Below are 14,554 nucleotides of genomic sequence, written 5' to 3' on the forward strand. Positions count from 1 at the left end.
TGAGGTGCCGCGAAGCGGCCTCGAAGGATCTTCCAGATCCCGCGCGCCCTGGAACACCCTTCGAGGCCTTCGCGGGGCTCCGGCACCTCAGGATGAGGGAACTGGTGGGACGTTCGCGGCGAGAGCCCTTTGCACCCACAGCCGGCCGGTCGGTGGCGCTATCCGCCCGTCATCGGCGGGAAGAACGCGATCTCCCGCGCGCCCGCGATGGCGCTGTCGGCCCTGGCATGGACCCGGTCGATCGCCGCACGCACCACGCCCTCGTTCTCGAAGGCGTGGGCGTATTCCTCGCCGCGCGTCTTGAGCCAGCCGATCAGGTCGGCCACCGTGGCGATGCCGTCGGGCGGCGTCACGGTCTCCTCGGGCTTGCCGACGCGCTCGCGCACCCAGGCGAAGTAGACGAGCTTCATCATCTGACACCGTTTCCGCTTGATCGCTTCGGGTTTGGCCACACACCGTCATCGCGCGCGGCCGCGAAGCGATCCAGGGCGCGGGCAGGTCCGGAAAGGGCGCGCCCCGGTTTGCCACGGCTTCGCCTCGCAAGGACGCAGGGCAGGCCGAACGCATCGACCGGAGGGCATATTACACCGTTTCCGTTGGTGCGGGCGGACGCATCGCGTAGAACCCTGGGTGTCGTCCTTGCGAGGCGAAGCCGAAGCGATACGGACGCGTCAGCGCGGATCGTCGATCACGTGCCGGATTCCGGCCCTCATGTAGTCCCAGCCGGTATAGAGCGTGAGGGCGGCGGCGAGCCACAGCAGGACGATGCCCGCCTTGAGGCTGCCGGGGATCAGGGCCTCGCCGGCCGGCCCGGCGACGAGCACGCCCAGCGCGACGAGCTGCACCGTCGTCTTCCACTTGGCGATGCGGCTCACCGGAACGCCGACCTTCAGCTCGGCCAGATACTCGCGCAGCCCCGAGACCAGCACCTCGCGGCACAGGATGACGATCGCGGCCCACAGGGACAGGCCGGCGATGGTGCGGTCGGCGGCCAGCATCAGCAGGCAGGCGGCGACGAGGAGCTTGTCGGCGATCGGGTCGAGCATCCGCCCGAGTGCCGAACTCTGGGCCCAGGCCCGCGCCACGTAGCCGTCGAGATAGTCGGTGATCGCGGCCGCCGCGAACACGCCGAAGGCGGCCCAGCGCGCGGCGATCTCGTCCGGCCAGAACAGCAGCACGACGACGACGGGGACGGCGACGAGGCGGCCGTAGGTCAGGCAGTTCGCGAGCGTCCAGGCCTGCGACCGGCGTCGGGGGAGGACGGCGTTCATCGGCGCGGTGAAACCATGGGCGGCTTGGGGCGTCAACCGCGTCGGGATCGTGTCGGGCACAGGCTCTGTCGGCACGGGGCTCGGCTCAAGCATTGGCGTGGAAGAAGTCGTAGACCGCCCGCGCGGTGGCGGCGTTGACGCCCGGCGCCTTGGCGAGATCCTCCAAGGCGGCCCGCTGGATGGCCTTCACGGTGCCGAAATGGTGCAGCAGCGCGCGCTTGCGAGTGGGGCCGATGCCGGCGATCTCGTCGAGCGGGTTCCGGGTCATCTCGCGCTTGCGCCGGGCCCGGTGGGTGCCGATGGCGAAGCGGTGGGCCTCGTCGCGCAGGCGCTGCACGAAGTAGAGCACGGGGTCGCGCGGCGGCAGCTTGAACGGCGTGCGGCCGGGCACGAAGAAGGTCTCGCGGCCGGCGTCGCGGTCGCGGCCCTTGGCGATGCCGACCAGCGGCACGTCGATCACGCCGATCTCCGCGAGGGAGGCGCGGGCGGCCTCCAACTGGCCGGCGCCGCCGTCGATCAGCACGAGGTCGGGCCAGGCGGGAAAGGCGTCGGGATCGTCGGCGACCGTCTCGGTCGCGACGGGCACGGCCTGATCGTCGACGGCCGCCCGGGGCTCGCGGGCCTCCGCTTCCCTCGGCGTGCGCGGCGCCTCCTTGGCCAGCCGCTTGAAGCGGCGGGTCAGCACCTCGCGCATCATCCCGAAATCGTCGCCCGGCGTCAGCTCCTCCGACTTGATGTTGAAGGTGCGGTAATGCGTCTTCATGAAGCCGCTCGGGCCGGCGACGATCAGGCCGCCGACCGCGGCCGTGCCGGAGATGTGCGAGTTGTCGTAGACCTCGACCCGGCGCGGCGGCCTGTCGAGGCCGAAGGACTGCCCCAGGGCGGCGAGCAGCTTGCCCTGCGAGGCGGTGTCGGCGAGCCGGCGCCCGAGGGCTTCCTTGGCGTTGCGCTGGGCGTAATCGACGAGGTTCCTGCGCTCGCCCCGCTGCGGCTGGTGGATCTCCACCCGATGCTCGACCCGGCTGGACAGCGCGGCGGCCACGAGTTCCGCGTCCTCGATGGCGTGGCTCACCAGGACGAGGCGCGGCGCGGGCTTGTCGTCGTAGAACTGCGAGATGAACGAGGCCAGCACCTCGTCGGCGCTCATCGAGCGGTCGGCCTTGGGGAAGTAGGCGCGGTTGCCCCAGTTCTGGAAGTTGCGGAAGAAGAACACCTCGATGCAGAACTGCCCCGCCTGCTCGTCGAGGGCGAACACGTCGGCCTCCTCGACGCCTTGGGTGTTCACCCCTTGCGTGCCCTGGATCGCCGAGAGGGCGGCGATGCGGTCGCGGAAGCGCGCGGCGCGCTCGAATTCCAGCGCTTCGGAAGCGCGCTGCATTTCCTCGCGCATCCGGTCCTTCACCGCGTTCGACTTGCCCGAGAGGAAGGCGCGGGCGCTGTCGGCGAGACCGGCATAATCCTCCAGGGCGATCTCGCCGGTGCAGGGGCCGGAGCAGCGCTTGATCTGGAAGAGCAGGCAGGGCCGGGTGCGGTTCTCGTAGTAGCTGTCGGAGCAGGTTCGCATCAGGAAGGCGCGCTGGAGGGCGTTGACCGTGCGGTTGACCGCCCAGACGCTGGCGAACGGACCGTAGTAGTTGCCCTTGCGGCGGCGGGCGCCGCGATGCTTGACGATCTGCGGTGCCGGGCCGTCGGCGGTGAGCAGGATGTAGGGGAACGACTTGTCGTCGCGCATCAGCACGTTGAAGCGCGGCTTCAACTGCTTGATGAGGTTGGCCTCCAGCAGCAGCGCTTCGGTCTCGGTCGCCGTCGTGACGAACTCCATCGCCGCCGTCTGCGCGATCATGCGGGCGATGCGGTTGGAATGCGCCTGGCCGCGGGCGTAGGAGCCGACGCGGGCCTTCAGGTTCTTGGCCTTGCCGACGTAGAGCACGTCGCCCTTGGCGTCGAACATCCGGTAGACGCCCGGCGAGGTCGGCAGGGTCGTCCAGAAGCGGCGGATGATCTCGGTGCCGGCCTTGACCGCGCCCGGCTCGAAATCGAAGTCGATCTCGGGCGCCTCGTCGAGGGCGAGGGCGTCGGTCTCGTCCTCGTCGAACCCGTCGGGCGGGACGTCGTCGAAGGCGGATCGGGTCGCGCGGCTCATGGGCCCGATGTAGGCTGCGGCGATTCCGGTTGGAAGGGCCGCAGCGACGCCGGGCGTCAATCGAACAGGGCGTCGATGTCGGACTGGTCGACGTGGCCGGGATCGTCCTGGAGCTTCGGCCCGTTCAGCAGCGCGCTCTCGTCGTCCTCGGCCGGGGCGGCGGGATCGACCGCCAGCAGGTCGCGGAAGCCTTCGAGCCCGCTCCAGACTTCGATGACGCGGTCGAGATGCTCCTCGACGAACTTGAGCACGCCGACGATCTTGCTGATGCGCTGGCCGGTGAGATCCTGGAAGTTGCAGGCCTCGTAGGCGGTGATGACGTTGTCGAGGATGCCGTCGACGTTCTCCTGCGCGGCCTTGGGCAGGCGCAGGCCGCGCATCATGTTGGCGTTGGTCTCGATCTTCTCGATGCTGCCGAGAATCGTCGAGGTGGCCTGCTCCGTCGATTCGACCACCGCATCGAGTTCGCCCGCGACGCGGCGCATGCCCTTGCCGGTGTTCTCAGACCGATGGAGGCTGGCGATCTCCGACTTGGTGCGGGTGATCGCCTCCTTCATCACTTCGAGTTCGCGGCGCATGGCGAAGGCCTCGCCGAGTTCGCGGCGGCAGGCCTCGATGGTCTCGCCGGCGCTCGCCTGCGTGAGGCGGCGCAGGTCGTTGATCGCCGAGAGGATCTCGTCGAGGCGTGGGTTCGGCAGGGTTTCCGGCGCGGCCGCGGAGACGCCGGCCGTCGGCGCGGCGAGGCCCAGGCTCTCCTCGATGCGGTAGCGCTTGGTGATCATCGGTCGGGCGGGCTTTCGAGTGGAACTGCCCCGCTACAATCTCGCGCAGTGGTTTCGATTTGCTGAAAGTTTTTTCCCACAACCCGCCGTCACGGCGATGCGGTGACCGTGGAGGGGCGAGACGGCCACCCCTTTACCGGCCGTTGACGATGACGCGGGGTGAGCGGGGGGCGAGCCCATCGGCGGAGGCGATTCACCACGTTCGTTCACCGTCCGCAGGCAAAGCCCGCCAAACATCTCTCGATCGCGAGCGATGGGCGGGAGTGAGGAATGCGGGCGAAGTGGAGCGTGGCGCTGGCGGCGCTCGCCGTGGCCGGGACGAGCGGAGCGGCATCGGCCCAGGCCGGACCGGGGCGCTACGGCGGCGGCTTCATCGAATTCCTGATGACGGGCGACGCGCATGGACCGCTTCGCCGCCCCGCCGTCGATGGATACGGCGCGCTCGGCGAGGCGCGGCCGGCGGCCACCCCCCAGCCGCGCGCCCGCTTCGCCGCACTGCCCACCGGGCCGGCGGCCGAGGAGAGCGCCATCGCCCGTGCGGTCGATCCCCGCTACGCGCGGCAGGTGGTGGCCTATGACGGGCCGGGCCGGGCCGGACAGATCGTGATCGATACCAGTGCCAAATACCTCTACCTGATCCAGCCGGGCGGGCAGGCGATCCGTTACGGCATCGGCGTCGGGCGGCCGGGCTTCGTCTGGACCGGCGCCAAGACCATCACCGCCAAGCGCGAATGGCCCGATTGGACGCCGCCCGAAGAGATGTTGCGCCGCCGCCCGGACCTGCCGCGGCACATGGCCGGCGGTCCGGCGAATCCGCTCGGCGCCCGGGCGATGTATCTCGGCACCTCGCTCTACCGCATCCACGGCACCAACGAGCCGCACACGATCGGCCAGAACGTCTCCTCGGGCTGCATCCGCATGATGAACGAGGACGTGATCGACCTCTACGAACGCACGTCGGTCGGCACCCGCGTCGAGGTGATCTGATACGACATCCGGTTGATGACTTCGGCCTGTCCTGCGTCCTTGCGAGGCGAAGCCGTGGCCAGCCAGGGCGCGCCCTTTCCGGACAGGTCGCGCGTCCTGGATCGCTTCGCTGCCGCTCGCGATGACGGAGTTGTGGCGAAACCCGAAGAAGCGATCAATCGGAAACGGTATGACGCCGCGTGCGGATGCGGGAAGTCTTTCTCGATCACCCAGCGCCGGGGTTGCACGGCAAAGCCTTCCCGCCCCTTGTCGGGCCTGATCGGTGAAGCCGTGCGCCAGGAACGGCCAGAGGCGGCGCGAGGCGCACGGCAACGCAACGCCGCCGGGCTATCGTGCCGGGTATATGCGTTACGGTCCAGGTGGCGCGGGATCAGGCCCGCGCCGCCAACAACCCGTTCGGCAAGCCCTCGAACGATTCCATCAGGAAGGCCCGGGCCCGGCTGACGCGGCTCTTGACGGTGCCGACCTGACAGCCGAGGCGCTCCGCCGCCTCCTCGTAGGTGAAGCCCTCGGCGCCCACGAGCAGAAGGGCCTGCCGCTGCGGCAGCGGCAACGTGCCGATCAGGTTCATCACCAGCCGCAGGCCCACCGCGTGCTCCTGATCGGGATGCGCCGTAAGCGTATCCGCATGGACGCCGTCGGGGTCCTCCACCTCGCGGCGCCCCTTGCGCACCTCGGTGTAGAACTGATTGCGCAGGATCGTGAACAGCCACGCGGTGAAGTTCGTGCCCGGGGTGAAGCGCTCGCGATTCGCCCACGCCTTGACCATGGTCTCCTGAACCAAGTCGTCGGCGCGGGTCGGGTTGGCGGTCAGCGAGATCGCGAAGGTGCGCAGCATCGGCAGCGCCTTCACGAGGTCGTCGCGGAACACCGGCTCGATCCGTCCGCCCTGCACGGCGAGCACGGCTTCGAACTGGTGCAGGAGTTCTGCCAGCCGGCCGGGCAGAGGCGCCTGGACGGCGAGATCGAAGTAGTCGCGCAGCGCCAGAGTCAGGTGCCCCGGCACAGCCTTTGCTGCTTCACCCGGTTTTACAGCGGGATCTTCCGGCAATTGGATGTGAATCGGTTCGTCGGGCATCCGAACGGGACCCTCGAGCTAGGCAGGAGCATGCGAAGTAGTCATCAATCGGTAGCAATTGAAAAATGAACTGACTCTAAACGGCCCGTAGAGCGAATGAACCCGACTGGTGTGTCTCAGCAGATCGCGTTCGTGATGGAATCCTATGTTTCTGAAGTTTTCTGCGGGATTGCCGGCTCACATCATCGCTGCGGCCATTGACTGCAACGCGGCGGCGATCACGCTCCGAACTTGGCCGATGCCGATCGGACCTGCCCAGGCGCTCGACCCACCGTCGCGCCGAGAGACCGATGATGGAGGCCGCGCCCGAGATCCCTTGGCAGCTTGGCCGTCCGGCATAGCTTTGCAGGCGGCGCGAAGCGTCGACGCCGCAGTGACAGGAGGCCCGGCATGCTGGAGGAATTCAAGAAATTTGCGCTACGCGGCAACGTGGTCGATCTCGCCGTCGGCGTGATCATCGGCGCGGCCTTCGGCGCCATCGTCAATTCGCTGGTGCAGGACGTGATCATGCCGATCATCGGCGCGATCACCGGCGGCCTCGATTTCTCGAACCACTACATCCCGCTTTCGTCCAAGGTACAGGCGGGCATGCCCTATGCCGAGGCGAAGAAGGTCGGCGCGGTGATCGGCTACGGCCAGTTCCTGACCCTCGCCGTCAACTTCACCATCATCGCCTTCGTGCTGTTCATGGTGATCCGCGCCATGAACGCGCTGAAGTCGAAGGAGGAGAACAAGCCGAAGCCCGACGCCGACGTGCCGGCCGACGTGAAGCTGCTCGCCGAGATCCGCGACCTGCTGGCGGCGCGCAAGGCCTGAAGCGGCCTAGAGCATCGTCCTGGATATCGGATCCAGGGCGATGCTCTAGGTTTTTGCTTTTGCATCGTCTTTTTCCGAAAGCCGGCAGCCACCTTTCGGGACGATGCTCTATCGCTTCGCGCCGCCGTCGCCCGGCGTCACGCCGAAGGCATCGAGGATGCGGTCGAGCGCGTGTTCGACGGCTTCGGTGCCTTCCTCGTGCGTCTTCAGGCGGGTCTCCAGTCGACGGATCTGCGGCTCGAACTTTTCCGGCACGGTCGGCTCGTCGCCGAGGAAGCGCGGCTCGGACGCCGGCTCGGTGTAGACGCCGCGCAGCTCGTGGCCGAGATGGTCGCGTACCGATTCCGGCAGGGGTGGATTGTCGACTGTCTTCTCGGGTGTGGTGTCGGGGCCGCTCATCGTCAGTCCTGATGGTGGTCGTGGATCATCTCGGGGTGATCAACGACCGAAGACGTGAAGCGTTGCCTGCGATGTCGTCTCTCGGCCGTACTGGCGGCCGAGAGACAGAGTTGAACGCCGGTGCTCGAACACTGCGTTGCCCTCGCGAGATCTCGAGAACGAGGGAGATCGCAAAGAAAAGGCCCCGGCATCGCCTGCCGGGGCCGGATGGTGCCGCCCGTCACGGGCGGCCCAGACGGGGGCGGGTCAGTCGAGCACCTCGATGATCCGGTGACGGCCGTCCACCAGCACCGGGCGGTCGTTCACGACCGTGTAGCGGGTGCCGCGGGTGACGTTGTACTCGGACGGGACGTCGTAATAGGTCACGCCGGAGGCCGGCAGGGTCGAACCCACGACCACGCGGCCGTCGTAGTCGTAGGAGCGGACGTTGCGCTCGCGGACGTAGGAGCGGAAGCGCGGACGGTCCTCGACGCCGAGAATGCCGCCGATCGTGCCCGTGGCCGCGCCGACGGCACCGCCGACGATGCCGCCGATCGGGCCGGCCGCATCCGAGCCTTCCTGAGCGCCGCGCTCGGCGCCGCGCAGGGTGCCCTGAGCCTGGGCCGCCATGGGCAGGGCGAGGGCGATGGCCGAAGCGGCGAGAAGGGTGTTGATCTTCATTCCAGCATCTCCGTCGTTGCGAGATTCGCCGCGCGCCGAAGCACAGCGAAACATGGGCCGGTAACGCCCGAGCCTCGAATTCGGATGCATGAAAAATCGCGAAAGGCCGAGATTGCCCGAATCTGCCCGAATCGGAGGCGGATCTTTCCGAAACCTGCCATCGGCGGGGTCGGGCTCTTCCGCGAGATCAGCCGGCGCGGGTTCGGAGGGGAGTCGGCCGATGCGCTCCAGGGCGCGGGCGATGCTCTCGGCGGAGTCGGCCTGGGACAGGCGCGGAGAGGGCAGCGTGCCGGAAGGTGGTTGCCGGCTCGTCTGAAAAGACGATGCAGGATCGGAAACCGAGCGCATCGTCCCGGATCTGATTTTCAGGACGATGCGCCGGAATGTGTGGAAGGCCTCGATCCCGCCTCGACGATGTCGCGCCCTGGCGCCACCGGCGCGGGCGTTCTCCTCGCCGATCGGCCGAAGGCGGGCACGACGTGCGGCATGGCCTCGGCTCTCCCTCCGGCGTCGGCCGGAACCGGATCAGCCCTGCGAGCGCGCGGCGAGACGGCTGGCCGCGAAGGAGATCGCGCCGCCGACGACGAACAGGATCGCGAAGGTCTTGACCGCCGCGTAGAACAGGGCCGGCTCGATCCCCGTATCCGTGAACAGCACGGCGCACACCGCGGCGATGGGAAGGAGCAGAACGACGGAAAGCGGCACCAGCGGGTTCATTCGACGTCACTCGCGTTCGTTGACGGACCGCGACGCGGCCCGAAGAATAATGCGGGGTGGTCTTAGCATCGCCGTTCCGCCGGAGGAAACTCCCGCGCTTCAGAATCTCCGGCCCGCCGCCCGGAGATCGATCAGGCGGGGATGCGGACCGTCGCCCGCAGGCCGCCCAGCGGGCTGTCGTGGAGCGCGACGTCGCCCCCATGGGCGCGGGCGATGTCGCGGGCGATGGCGAGCCCGAGGCCGGAGCCGCCGGCATCCTGGCGGGCGTCGTCCAGGCGCACGAACGGCTTGAACACCTCCTCGCGGCTCTCGGCCGGGATGCCGGGCCCGTCGTCGTCGATCGCGACGAGGAAGGCGCGGTGTTCGCGCTTGCCCGAGATCGCCACGGTGTCGGCGTAGCGGGCGGCGTTGGCGGCGAGGTTGAACAGGCAGCGGCGCATCGCGTCGGACCGAACCGTGACGAGCGGACTGCCCTCGATCTCCACCGCCTCGACATGGGCGCCGAGCCGCTCCACGTCGCTGCGCAGGTCCTCCAGCAGGGTGCGCATGTCGGTCTCCGCGGCGGTCTCGGCGGAATCGCCGCGGGCGAAGGCGAGATAGCCCTCCAGCATCCGGCTCATCTCGTCGACGTCGCGCTGGAGATCCTCGACCTCCGGGGTCTGCTCGACCAGGGCGAGGGAGAGCTTGAAGCGGGTGAGGATGGTGCGCAGGTCGTGGCTCACCCCGTTGAGCATCGCCGTGCGCTGCTCCATCGCCCGCTCGATGCGCCGCCTCATCTCGATGAAGGCGTGGCCCGCCTGCCGGACCTCGCGGGCGCCGCGGGGCTTGAACTCGATGTCGCGTCCCTTGCCGAACCCCTCGGCCACCGCCGAGAGCCGCAGGATCGGCTTGATCTGGTTGCGCAGGAACAGGATCGCCACGCCGAGCAGCACCAGCGAGGAGCCGGTCATCCAGAGCAGGAAGATGTGCGAGTTCGAGGCATAGGCCTGGTTGCGCCGGGCGGTGACCCGCATCACCCCCTCGGGGATCGCCACGCGGATCTCGATGAGGCTGGAGCGGCCGACCGTATCGATCCAGAACGGGCGCCGGATCTGGCGGCGGATCTCGTCCGACAGCACTTCGTCGAGGATCGAGAAGAACGGCCGCGGCCCCGGGCTCGGCAGCTTGGCGCCCTTGAGGATGTCGACGTCGAGGTTCAGGCGCTCGCCGGCGATGCGCGCCAGCGTCTCGGCGTCCTTGTCCTGCGGATAGGACTCGTAGATGTCCATCAAGGCGGCGACGTCGGCGGTCACCGCCGCGGAGAGCCGGCGGGTCACGAGCTGCCAGTGCCGCTCCATGAAAGTGTAGGCGATCACCGACTGGAGCAGCACCATCGGCGCGATGATGATGATCAGCGAGCGGGCGTAGAGCCCCTTCGGCAGGGCGTCGCCGATGATGCGGCCGAGGCGCCGCCAGATCGTCCGGATTCGGCCGAAGGTTCCGCCGAGCGCACCGGTCCGGCGGGATTCGGTCGGGGAAAGGCCGGCGGGCGCTGCCATGGTTGTCTCAATCGATGGCGAGGCGGTAGCCGATGCCGCGAACGGTGTGCAGGAAGCTCGGATTGGCCGGGTCCGGCTCGATCTTGCGGCGCAGGCGGTTGATCTGCACGTCGATGGTGCGCTCGGCGGCCAAGCCGCCGTTGCCGGCCAGCGTCTCGCGCTCGACATTGCCGCCGCGTGCCTGCGCCAGGACGGTCAGGATCTCGCGCTCCCGCTCGGTGATCTTCACCGGTTCGTTCTCGCGCCGCAACTCGCCCCGGTCGGCGCGGAAGCTGAAGGGGCCGAAGCTGACGGCATCCTCGCCGGAGAAGCGGGCTTCCGGCACCGCCGCGTGGCGGCGGATGATGTTGTTGAGCCGCAGGATCAGCTCGCGCGGCTCGAAAGGTTTGGGCAGGTAGTCGTCGGCGCCGATCTCCAGGCCCGTCACCCGGTCGTTGGGGTTGGAGCGCGCGGTCAGCATCAGGATCGGCACCCGCGAGGTCTCGCGCACCGAGCGGGCATAGTCGAAACCGCTCTCGCCCGGCATCATCACGTCGAGGACGAGGGCGTCGAACACGAAGCACTGGCCGCGCAGGCGCGCTTCGGCCGCGCTCGCGGCGGCGGTGACCCGGAACCCCTGTTCGGAGAGGAAGCGGGAGAGGAGTTCGCGCACCCGCCGGTCGTCGTCGACGAGGAGGATGTGGGGGGCGTGGTCCGGAAGCTCCGGGCGCGGCCTGACGGCACCGCCGGCCGACATCAGGCGCGCACCGTCGCGCGGCGGGCCATCAGGCGGCGGATGGCGGCGCGCTCCGTCGGCTCGATCATCGCGAGAAGGAAGTCCTGCGCCGAGGCCGCGCGGGTGCCGCGGCCGTCCTGGCCGTCCTCGGCCGGCGCATCGAGCGCCCGCACGATGCGCCGGACCTGGACGCGGGTGAGGTCGGCCGTCAGCGTCCGCCCGGACGGCGTGCAGAACAGGAGCCGCTGGCGCCGGTCGCTGGTGCCGGTCTGCTGCTCGACGTAGCCCTGGTCGATCAAATCCTTCAGCACCCGGTTGAGGCTCTGCTTGGTGATGCGCAGGATATCGAGGAGTTCGGCGATGGTGAGGCCGGGATAACGGTCGACGAAGTGCAGCACCCGGTGATGCGCCCGACCGAAGCCGTACTGCGCCAGGATCCGGTCGGGGTCGCCGACGAAATCGCGGTAGGCGAAGAACAGGAGTTCGATCAGGTCGTCGCTGTCGCCGCCCGCGGCCGGCCGATCGGAGGACAGAGCCTCGCCGGCCGTCTGTACGGCCATGTCGGCATCTGGCGTCATCGCGCGGTCCACGTCGTGCAAACCTCGGTCGGCGGCGGAGTCCGGGGCTTCGGCACGGCGTTCGGGCGGCCCGGGAAGATAAGTCAGTGTTATTGACATATCTCAGCCCCGTTGCTACCCGTCAACCCTGCCGGTACAGCCGCCCGCTGCATCGTTCTGCGTCCGCGCGCCGGCTCCTGCCCCACCCTGCGACCCCGTGCTTCGCCGAGGCCGCGCAGAGGAACTTCAAGAAATGTCCGTGATTCCCTTCGATGAGCGCGAGGGCACGATCTGGTTCGACGGCGTGATGGTGCCGTGGCGCGAGGCGAAGATCCACGTGCTCAGCCACGGCCTTCACTACGGATCGGCGGTGTTCGAGGGCGAGCGGGCCTATGGCGGCCGGATCTTCAAGAGCCGGGAGCATTCCGAGCGCCTGCGCCGGTCGGCCGAGCTGCTCGATTTCGAAGTCCCGTACGCGGTCGACGAGATCGAGGCGGCCAAGGCCCGGGTTCTGGCGACCAGCGGCCTCAAGGACGCCTACCTGCGGCCGGTGGCGTGGCGCGGCTCCGAGATGATGGGCGTCGCGGCGCAGAACAACACGATCCACCTCGCCATCGCCGCCTGGGAATGGCCGAGCTACTTCGACCCGGCCACCAAGATGAAGGGCATCCGCCTCGACATCGCCGATTACCGCCGGCCCGATCCGCGCACCGCGCCCTCGACCTCGAAGGCGGCGGGCCTCTACATGATCTGCACGATCTCCAAGCACCGGGCCGAGAACAAGGGCTATGCCGACGCCCTGATGCTCGACTGGGAGGACAACGTCGCCGAGTGCACCGGCGCCAACGTGTTCTTCATCGCCGACGGCGTGATCCACACGCCCCTGGCCGACCGCTTCCTCGACGGCCTCACCCGCCAGACGGTGATCGAGTTGGCCAAGCGCCGCGGCATCCCGGTGATCGAGCGGCGCATCCGCCCCGAGGAGATGGCGAGCGTCTCCGAGTGCTTCATCACCGGCTCCGCGGCCGAGGTGACGCCGGTGGCCGAGATCGGACCCTACCGCTTCACCCCCGGCAGCCTGACCAAGACGCTGATGGACGATTACCTCGCCGAGGTGCAGCCGCGGGCGGTCGCCGCCTGATCGAGGCCGATCGACATTCCGGGTGTTCGACAGCACCCGGAACTTCGCCGCAGCCCCTGCGTTCGGAAGAACGATTCATGAACGATGTGGGTGCGTGATGACGGGCAAGACGACCAAGGACCGGACCACGGCCGAGAACCCGAAATCCGATCCGACCGACGAGTCGAACCGGATCAAGGATCCCGACGAGTGGACCACCGGCGCCGAACCGATGACGGGGGCTCAGGCCTCCTATCTCAAGACTCTGTCCGAGCAGGCCAAGGCGCCGGAGGCCTTCGAGGCCGATCTCGACAAGGCCGAGGCTTCGAAGCGCATCGACGCCCTGCGCAAGGAGACCGGCAAGGCCTGATCCGGTCGGCGCTCCGCGGCACTCTCGCGCCGCGGAGGCGGTCGAAACCTGTCATGATGACGGGGCAACGGCCCTCGAAGACGGGTTGGTCTGCACGTTCGTCGCCCTGGCGACGATCACCGCGATGCGCCCGTTCGGGACGGCGATGACGGAAGCCTTTGCCAGCCTGCACGCAATTCCCGGCGCTGCGATAGCGCGTCGTCTCAGAGCCTGTTTGACAGCGGTGATCCCCTCTCGACCCTCATCCTGAGGTGCCGCGTGAGCGGCCTCGCAGGGTGCTCCAGGAATCGCGCGATCCCTGGAGCACCCTTCGAGACCTCCGCTGCGCTCCGGCACCTCAGGATGAGGGTTCAGGATGGGAGCAGGGCTTTCCTCTCGCCTTGCCGCGGCCTGACGAAGACAGGTCGGCCGGTCGAACAGGCTCTCACCGGCCGTGCCGCCCGCGGTTCTTCATGGCGGCGTTGCGGCTTTCGTGCCCGGCATGTCCCGACCCAGCTCGTCGGAAGCCGTTGCGGCGCTTTCCGCCGATTGGCAGCGGACCGCTTCGGATGCACCTTCCGCAACCCATCCGTCAGCAGCACTCTCCGCAGCGCGCCCTTTCAGTTCCTGCCGTTCGGCCTGCGCTTCGGCGGAGCCGGCTCCTTGGCTGAGTTGACGGCGGCGGAGGGCGCGGGAGCGGAGGCGGCTTCCGCGTTCGGCGCGCCGGCTTCGGGCTTCGGCTGGCTCCAGAACGCGTCGAACACCTCCTTCATCGCCTTGACGTTCTGCTCCTGAACCTCGGCCCCGGTCAGGAGCATCTGCTGGATCACCTCCAGCGAGGCCTTGGTCGCGTCGGGGGCGGGCGCCGCATCCGGCTTCCGGCCGGCAGGGCGCGTCTCCGGCCGGCGGGTTGACGGTTGCGAGGTGGGGGGCGCCACCTGGGCCGCCGCGGCGCTGAGCCCGTTGAGCCAGTCGGTCCAGAACATGCCGACCGGGGAGGGGGGCGGCTCGGCGGCCGGTGCCGGGGCGGGTGCGTTGAGAAGCAGATGGACGATCCCGGCCACGATCATCCCGGCCATGATCGGCAGCATCTGCCGCAGGGCCTGGGCGCCGACCCCGCTCGCCGCCGCCGCCTGCTGGATCACCGCCTGACCCAGCAGGGGGGAGCCGAACAGGCCGGTCAGAAGATCCGGACCGCCCGCGGGCTGCGCCGTCGGCCCGGCGCCGGGCAGGTTCAGGCCGAACAGGCGCCCGAGGCCCATCGGGTCGATGCCGGCATTGCGCTGCATCCCCATGGTCAGGGCCGGCAGCAGGGCTTCCATGGCCCGGCGGGTCTGCTCCGGGCTGAGGCCGAACTGCTGCCCGAACGCCCGCACGCTCGCATCGCCCTGACTCTGCAGGATGTCGAACATGTTGTACATG

General features: G+C 68.9%; 16 protein-coding genes and 1 pseudogene. 4 read left to right on the top strand and 13 right to left on the bottom strand.

All coding sequences use genetic code 11. The features are described 5' to 3' along the window. Positions 1 to 158: 158 nt before the first annotated feature. The 4 genes from moaD to PGN25_17225 all read right to left on the bottom strand — a co-directional run bounded on the left by moaD (position 159) and on the right by PGN25_17225 (position 4,196). A complete protein-coding gene (gene moaD / locus PGN25_17210) occupies positions 159 to 410 on the bottom strand; it encodes a molybdopterin converting factor subunit 1 (protein ID MEH3119275.1) in 252 nt (83 codons plus the stop codon). A gap of 261 nt (positions 411 to 671) precedes the next feature. Beyond that, positions 672 to 1,271, bottom strand: coding sequence for a CDP-diacylglycerol--glycerol-3-phosphate 3-phosphatidyltransferase (gene pgsA / locus PGN25_17215; GenBank protein ID MEH3119276.1), 600 nt, complete (start codon positions 1,269 to 1,271; stop codon positions 672 to 674). A gap of 85 nt (positions 1,272 to 1,356) precedes the next feature. Further along, positions 1,357 to 3,414 carry an excinuclease ABC subunit UvrC gene (gene uvrC, locus PGN25_17220; protein MEH3119277.1) on the bottom strand — a complete coding sequence of 686 codons (2,058 nt, stop codon included), beginning with the start codon at positions 3,412 to 3,414 and terminating at the stop codon, positions 1,357 to 1,359. Positions 3,415 to 3,470: 56 nt separating this feature from the next. Continuing rightward, positions 3,471 to 4,196, bottom strand: coding sequence for a chemotaxis protein (locus tag PGN25_17225; GenBank protein ID MEH3119278.1), 726 nt, complete (start codon positions 4,194 to 4,196; stop codon positions 3,471 to 3,473). 270 nt (positions 4,197 to 4,466) lie between these two features. Between PGN25_17225 and PGN25_17230 the strand changes: the two genes are divergently transcribed. Beyond that, positions 4,467 to 5,183 (top strand): L,D-transpeptidase, encoded by a 717-nt coding sequence (locus tag PGN25_17230; protein MEH3119279.1) that lies wholly within the window; start codon positions 4,467 to 4,469, stop codon positions 5,181 to 5,183. Between the two features lie 191 nt (positions 5,184 to 5,374). Here PGN25_17230 and PGN25_17235 read toward each other — a convergent pair. Continuing rightward, positions 5,375 to 5,521: pseudogene (locus PGN25_17235) on the bottom strand (IS5/IS1182 family transposase). A gap of 32 nt (positions 5,522 to 5,553) precedes the next feature. Beyond that, positions 5,554 to 6,261 (bottom strand): sigma-70 family RNA polymerase sigma factor, encoded by a 708-nt coding sequence (locus tag PGN25_17240; protein MEH3119280.1) that lies wholly within the window; start codon positions 6,259 to 6,261, stop codon positions 5,554 to 5,556. A 390-nt stretch (positions 6,262 to 6,651) separates the two neighbouring features. On the opposite strand from PGN25_17240, the gene mscL reads away from it, so the two are divergent. Then, positions 6,652 to 7,077: a large conductance mechanosensitive channel protein MscL gene (gene mscL / locus PGN25_17245; protein MEH3119281.1), complete on the top strand. Its 426-nt coding sequence runs from the start codon at positions 6,652 to 6,654 to the stop codon at positions 7,075 to 7,077. 108 nt (positions 7,078 to 7,185) lie between these two features. On the opposite strand, the gene PGN25_17250 is transcribed toward mscL, so the two are convergent. The 6 genes from PGN25_17250 to PGN25_17275 form a co-directional block, all read right to left on the bottom strand. Beyond that, the gene (locus PGN25_17250; protein MEH3119282.1) at positions 7,186 to 7,476 is read right to left on the bottom strand and encodes a hypothetical protein; all 291 of its coding nucleotides are present in this window, start codon (positions 7,474 to 7,476) and stop codon (positions 7,186 to 7,188) included. A gap of 246 nt (positions 7,477 to 7,722) precedes the next feature. After that, positions 7,723 to 8,136, bottom strand: coding sequence for a DUF1236 domain-containing protein (locus PGN25_17255; protein ID MEH3119283.1), 414 nt, complete (start codon positions 8,134 to 8,136; stop codon positions 7,723 to 7,725). A 525-nt stretch (positions 8,137 to 8,661) separates the two neighbouring features. Beyond that, positions 8,662 to 8,853 carry a hypothetical protein gene (locus PGN25_17260; protein ID MEH3119284.1) on the bottom strand — a complete coding sequence of 64 codons (192 nt, stop codon included), beginning with the start codon at positions 8,851 to 8,853 and terminating at the stop codon, positions 8,662 to 8,664. 131 nt (positions 8,854 to 8,984) lie between these two features. Further along, entirely contained in the window at positions 8,985 to 10,391 is a 1,407-nt protein-coding gene (locus PGN25_17265) for an ATP-binding protein (GenBank protein MEH3119285.1), read from the bottom strand. Positions 10,392 to 10,398: 7 nt separating this feature from the next. Then, entirely contained in the window at positions 10,399 to 11,127 is a 729-nt protein-coding gene (locus PGN25_17270) for a response regulator transcription factor (GenBank protein MEH3119286.1), read from the bottom strand. Continuing rightward, on the bottom strand, positions 11,127 to 11,696 hold the full coding sequence (locus tag PGN25_17275) for a MarR family transcriptional regulator (protein MEH3119287.1): 570 nt from the start codon (positions 11,694 to 11,696) through the stop codon (positions 11,127 to 11,129). Before PGN25_17275 ends, PGN25_17270 begins: the two co-directional genes overlap by 1 nt. Positions 11,697 to 11,916: 220 nt before the next feature. Here PGN25_17275 and PGN25_17280 point away from each other — a divergent pair, with 220 nt between their 5' ends. Together PGN25_17280 and PGN25_17285 are read left to right on the top strand one after the other, a co-directional pair. After that, positions 11,917 to 12,804 (top strand): branched-chain amino acid aminotransferase, encoded by an 888-nt coding sequence (locus tag PGN25_17280; GenBank protein MEH3119288.1) that lies wholly within the window; start codon positions 11,917 to 11,919, stop codon positions 12,802 to 12,804. Positions 12,805 to 12,901: 97 nt separating this feature from the next. Further along, a complete protein-coding gene (locus PGN25_17285; protein ID MEH3119289.1) occupies positions 12,902 to 13,153 on the top strand; it encodes a DUF3072 domain-containing protein in 252 nt (83 codons plus the stop codon). Positions 13,154 to 13,752: 599 nt separating this feature from the next. Here PGN25_17285 and PGN25_17290 read toward each other — a convergent pair. Then, a complete protein-coding gene (locus PGN25_17290; protein ID MEH3119290.1) occupies positions 13,753 to 14,553 on the bottom strand; it encodes a DUF937 domain-containing protein in 801 nt (266 codons plus the stop codon). Position 14,554: the final 1 nt, after the last annotated feature.

This window comes from Methylorubrum populi, from assembly GCA_036946625.1.
Classification (GTDB): Bacteria; Pseudomonadota; Alphaproteobacteria; order Rhizobiales; family Beijerinckiaceae; genus Methylobacterium; species Methylobacterium populi_C.

Bases quoted from the DNA above. Each gene is read 5' to 3' on its own strand.
- moaD (MEH3119275.1), bottom strand. From the start codon at position 410: ATGAAGCTCGTCTACTTCGCCTGGGTGCGCGAGCGCGTCGGCAAGCCC.
- pgsA (MEH3119276.1), bottom strand. From the start codon at position 1,271: ATGAACGCCGTCCTCCCCCGACGCCGGTCGCAGGCCTGGACGCTCGCG.
- uvrC (MEH3119277.1), bottom strand. From the start codon at position 3,414: ATGAGCCGCGCGACCCGATCCGCCTTCGACGACGTCCCGCCCGACGGG.
- PGN25_17225 (MEH3119278.1), bottom strand. From the start codon at position 4,196: ATGATCACCAAGCGCTACCGCATCGAGGAGAGCCTGGGCCTCGCCGCG.
- PGN25_17230 (MEH3119279.1), top strand. From the start codon at position 4,467: ATGCGGGCGAAGTGGAGCGTGGCGCTGGCGGCGCTCGCCGTGGCCGGG.
- PGN25_17240 (MEH3119280.1), bottom strand. From the start codon at position 6,261: ATGCCCGACGAACCGATTCACATCCAATTGCCGGAAGATCCCGCTGTA.
- mscL (MEH3119281.1), top strand. From the start codon at position 6,652: ATGCTGGAGGAATTCAAGAAATTTGCGCTACGCGGCAACGTGGTCGAT.
- PGN25_17250 (MEH3119282.1), bottom strand. From the start codon at position 7,476: ATGAGCGGCCCCGACACCACACCCGAGAAGACAGTCGACAATCCACCC.
- PGN25_17255 (MEH3119283.1), bottom strand. From the start codon at position 8,136: ATGAAGATCAACACCCTTCTCGCCGCTTCGGCCATCGCCCTCGCCCTG.
- PGN25_17260 (MEH3119284.1), bottom strand. From the start codon at position 8,853: ATGAACCCGCTGGTGCCGCTTTCCGTCGTTCTGCTCCTTCCCATCGCC.
- PGN25_17265 (MEH3119285.1), bottom strand. From the start codon at position 10,391: ATGGCAGCGCCCGCCGGCCTTTCCCCGACCGAATCCCGCCGGACCGGT.
- PGN25_17270 (MEH3119286.1), bottom strand. From the start codon at position 11,127: ATGTCGGCCGGCGGTGCCGTCAGGCCGCGCCCGGAGCTTCCGGACCAC.
- PGN25_17280 (MEH3119288.1), top strand. From the start codon at position 11,917: ATGTCCGTGATTCCCTTCGATGAGCGCGAGGGCACGATCTGGTTCGAC.
- PGN25_17285 (MEH3119289.1), top strand. From the start codon at position 12,902: ATGACGGGCAAGACGACCAAGGACCGGACCACGGCCGAGAACCCGAAA.
- PGN25_17290 (MEH3119290.1), bottom strand. From the start codon at position 14,553: ATGTACAACATGTTCGACATCCTGCAGAGTCAGGGCGATGCGAGCGTG.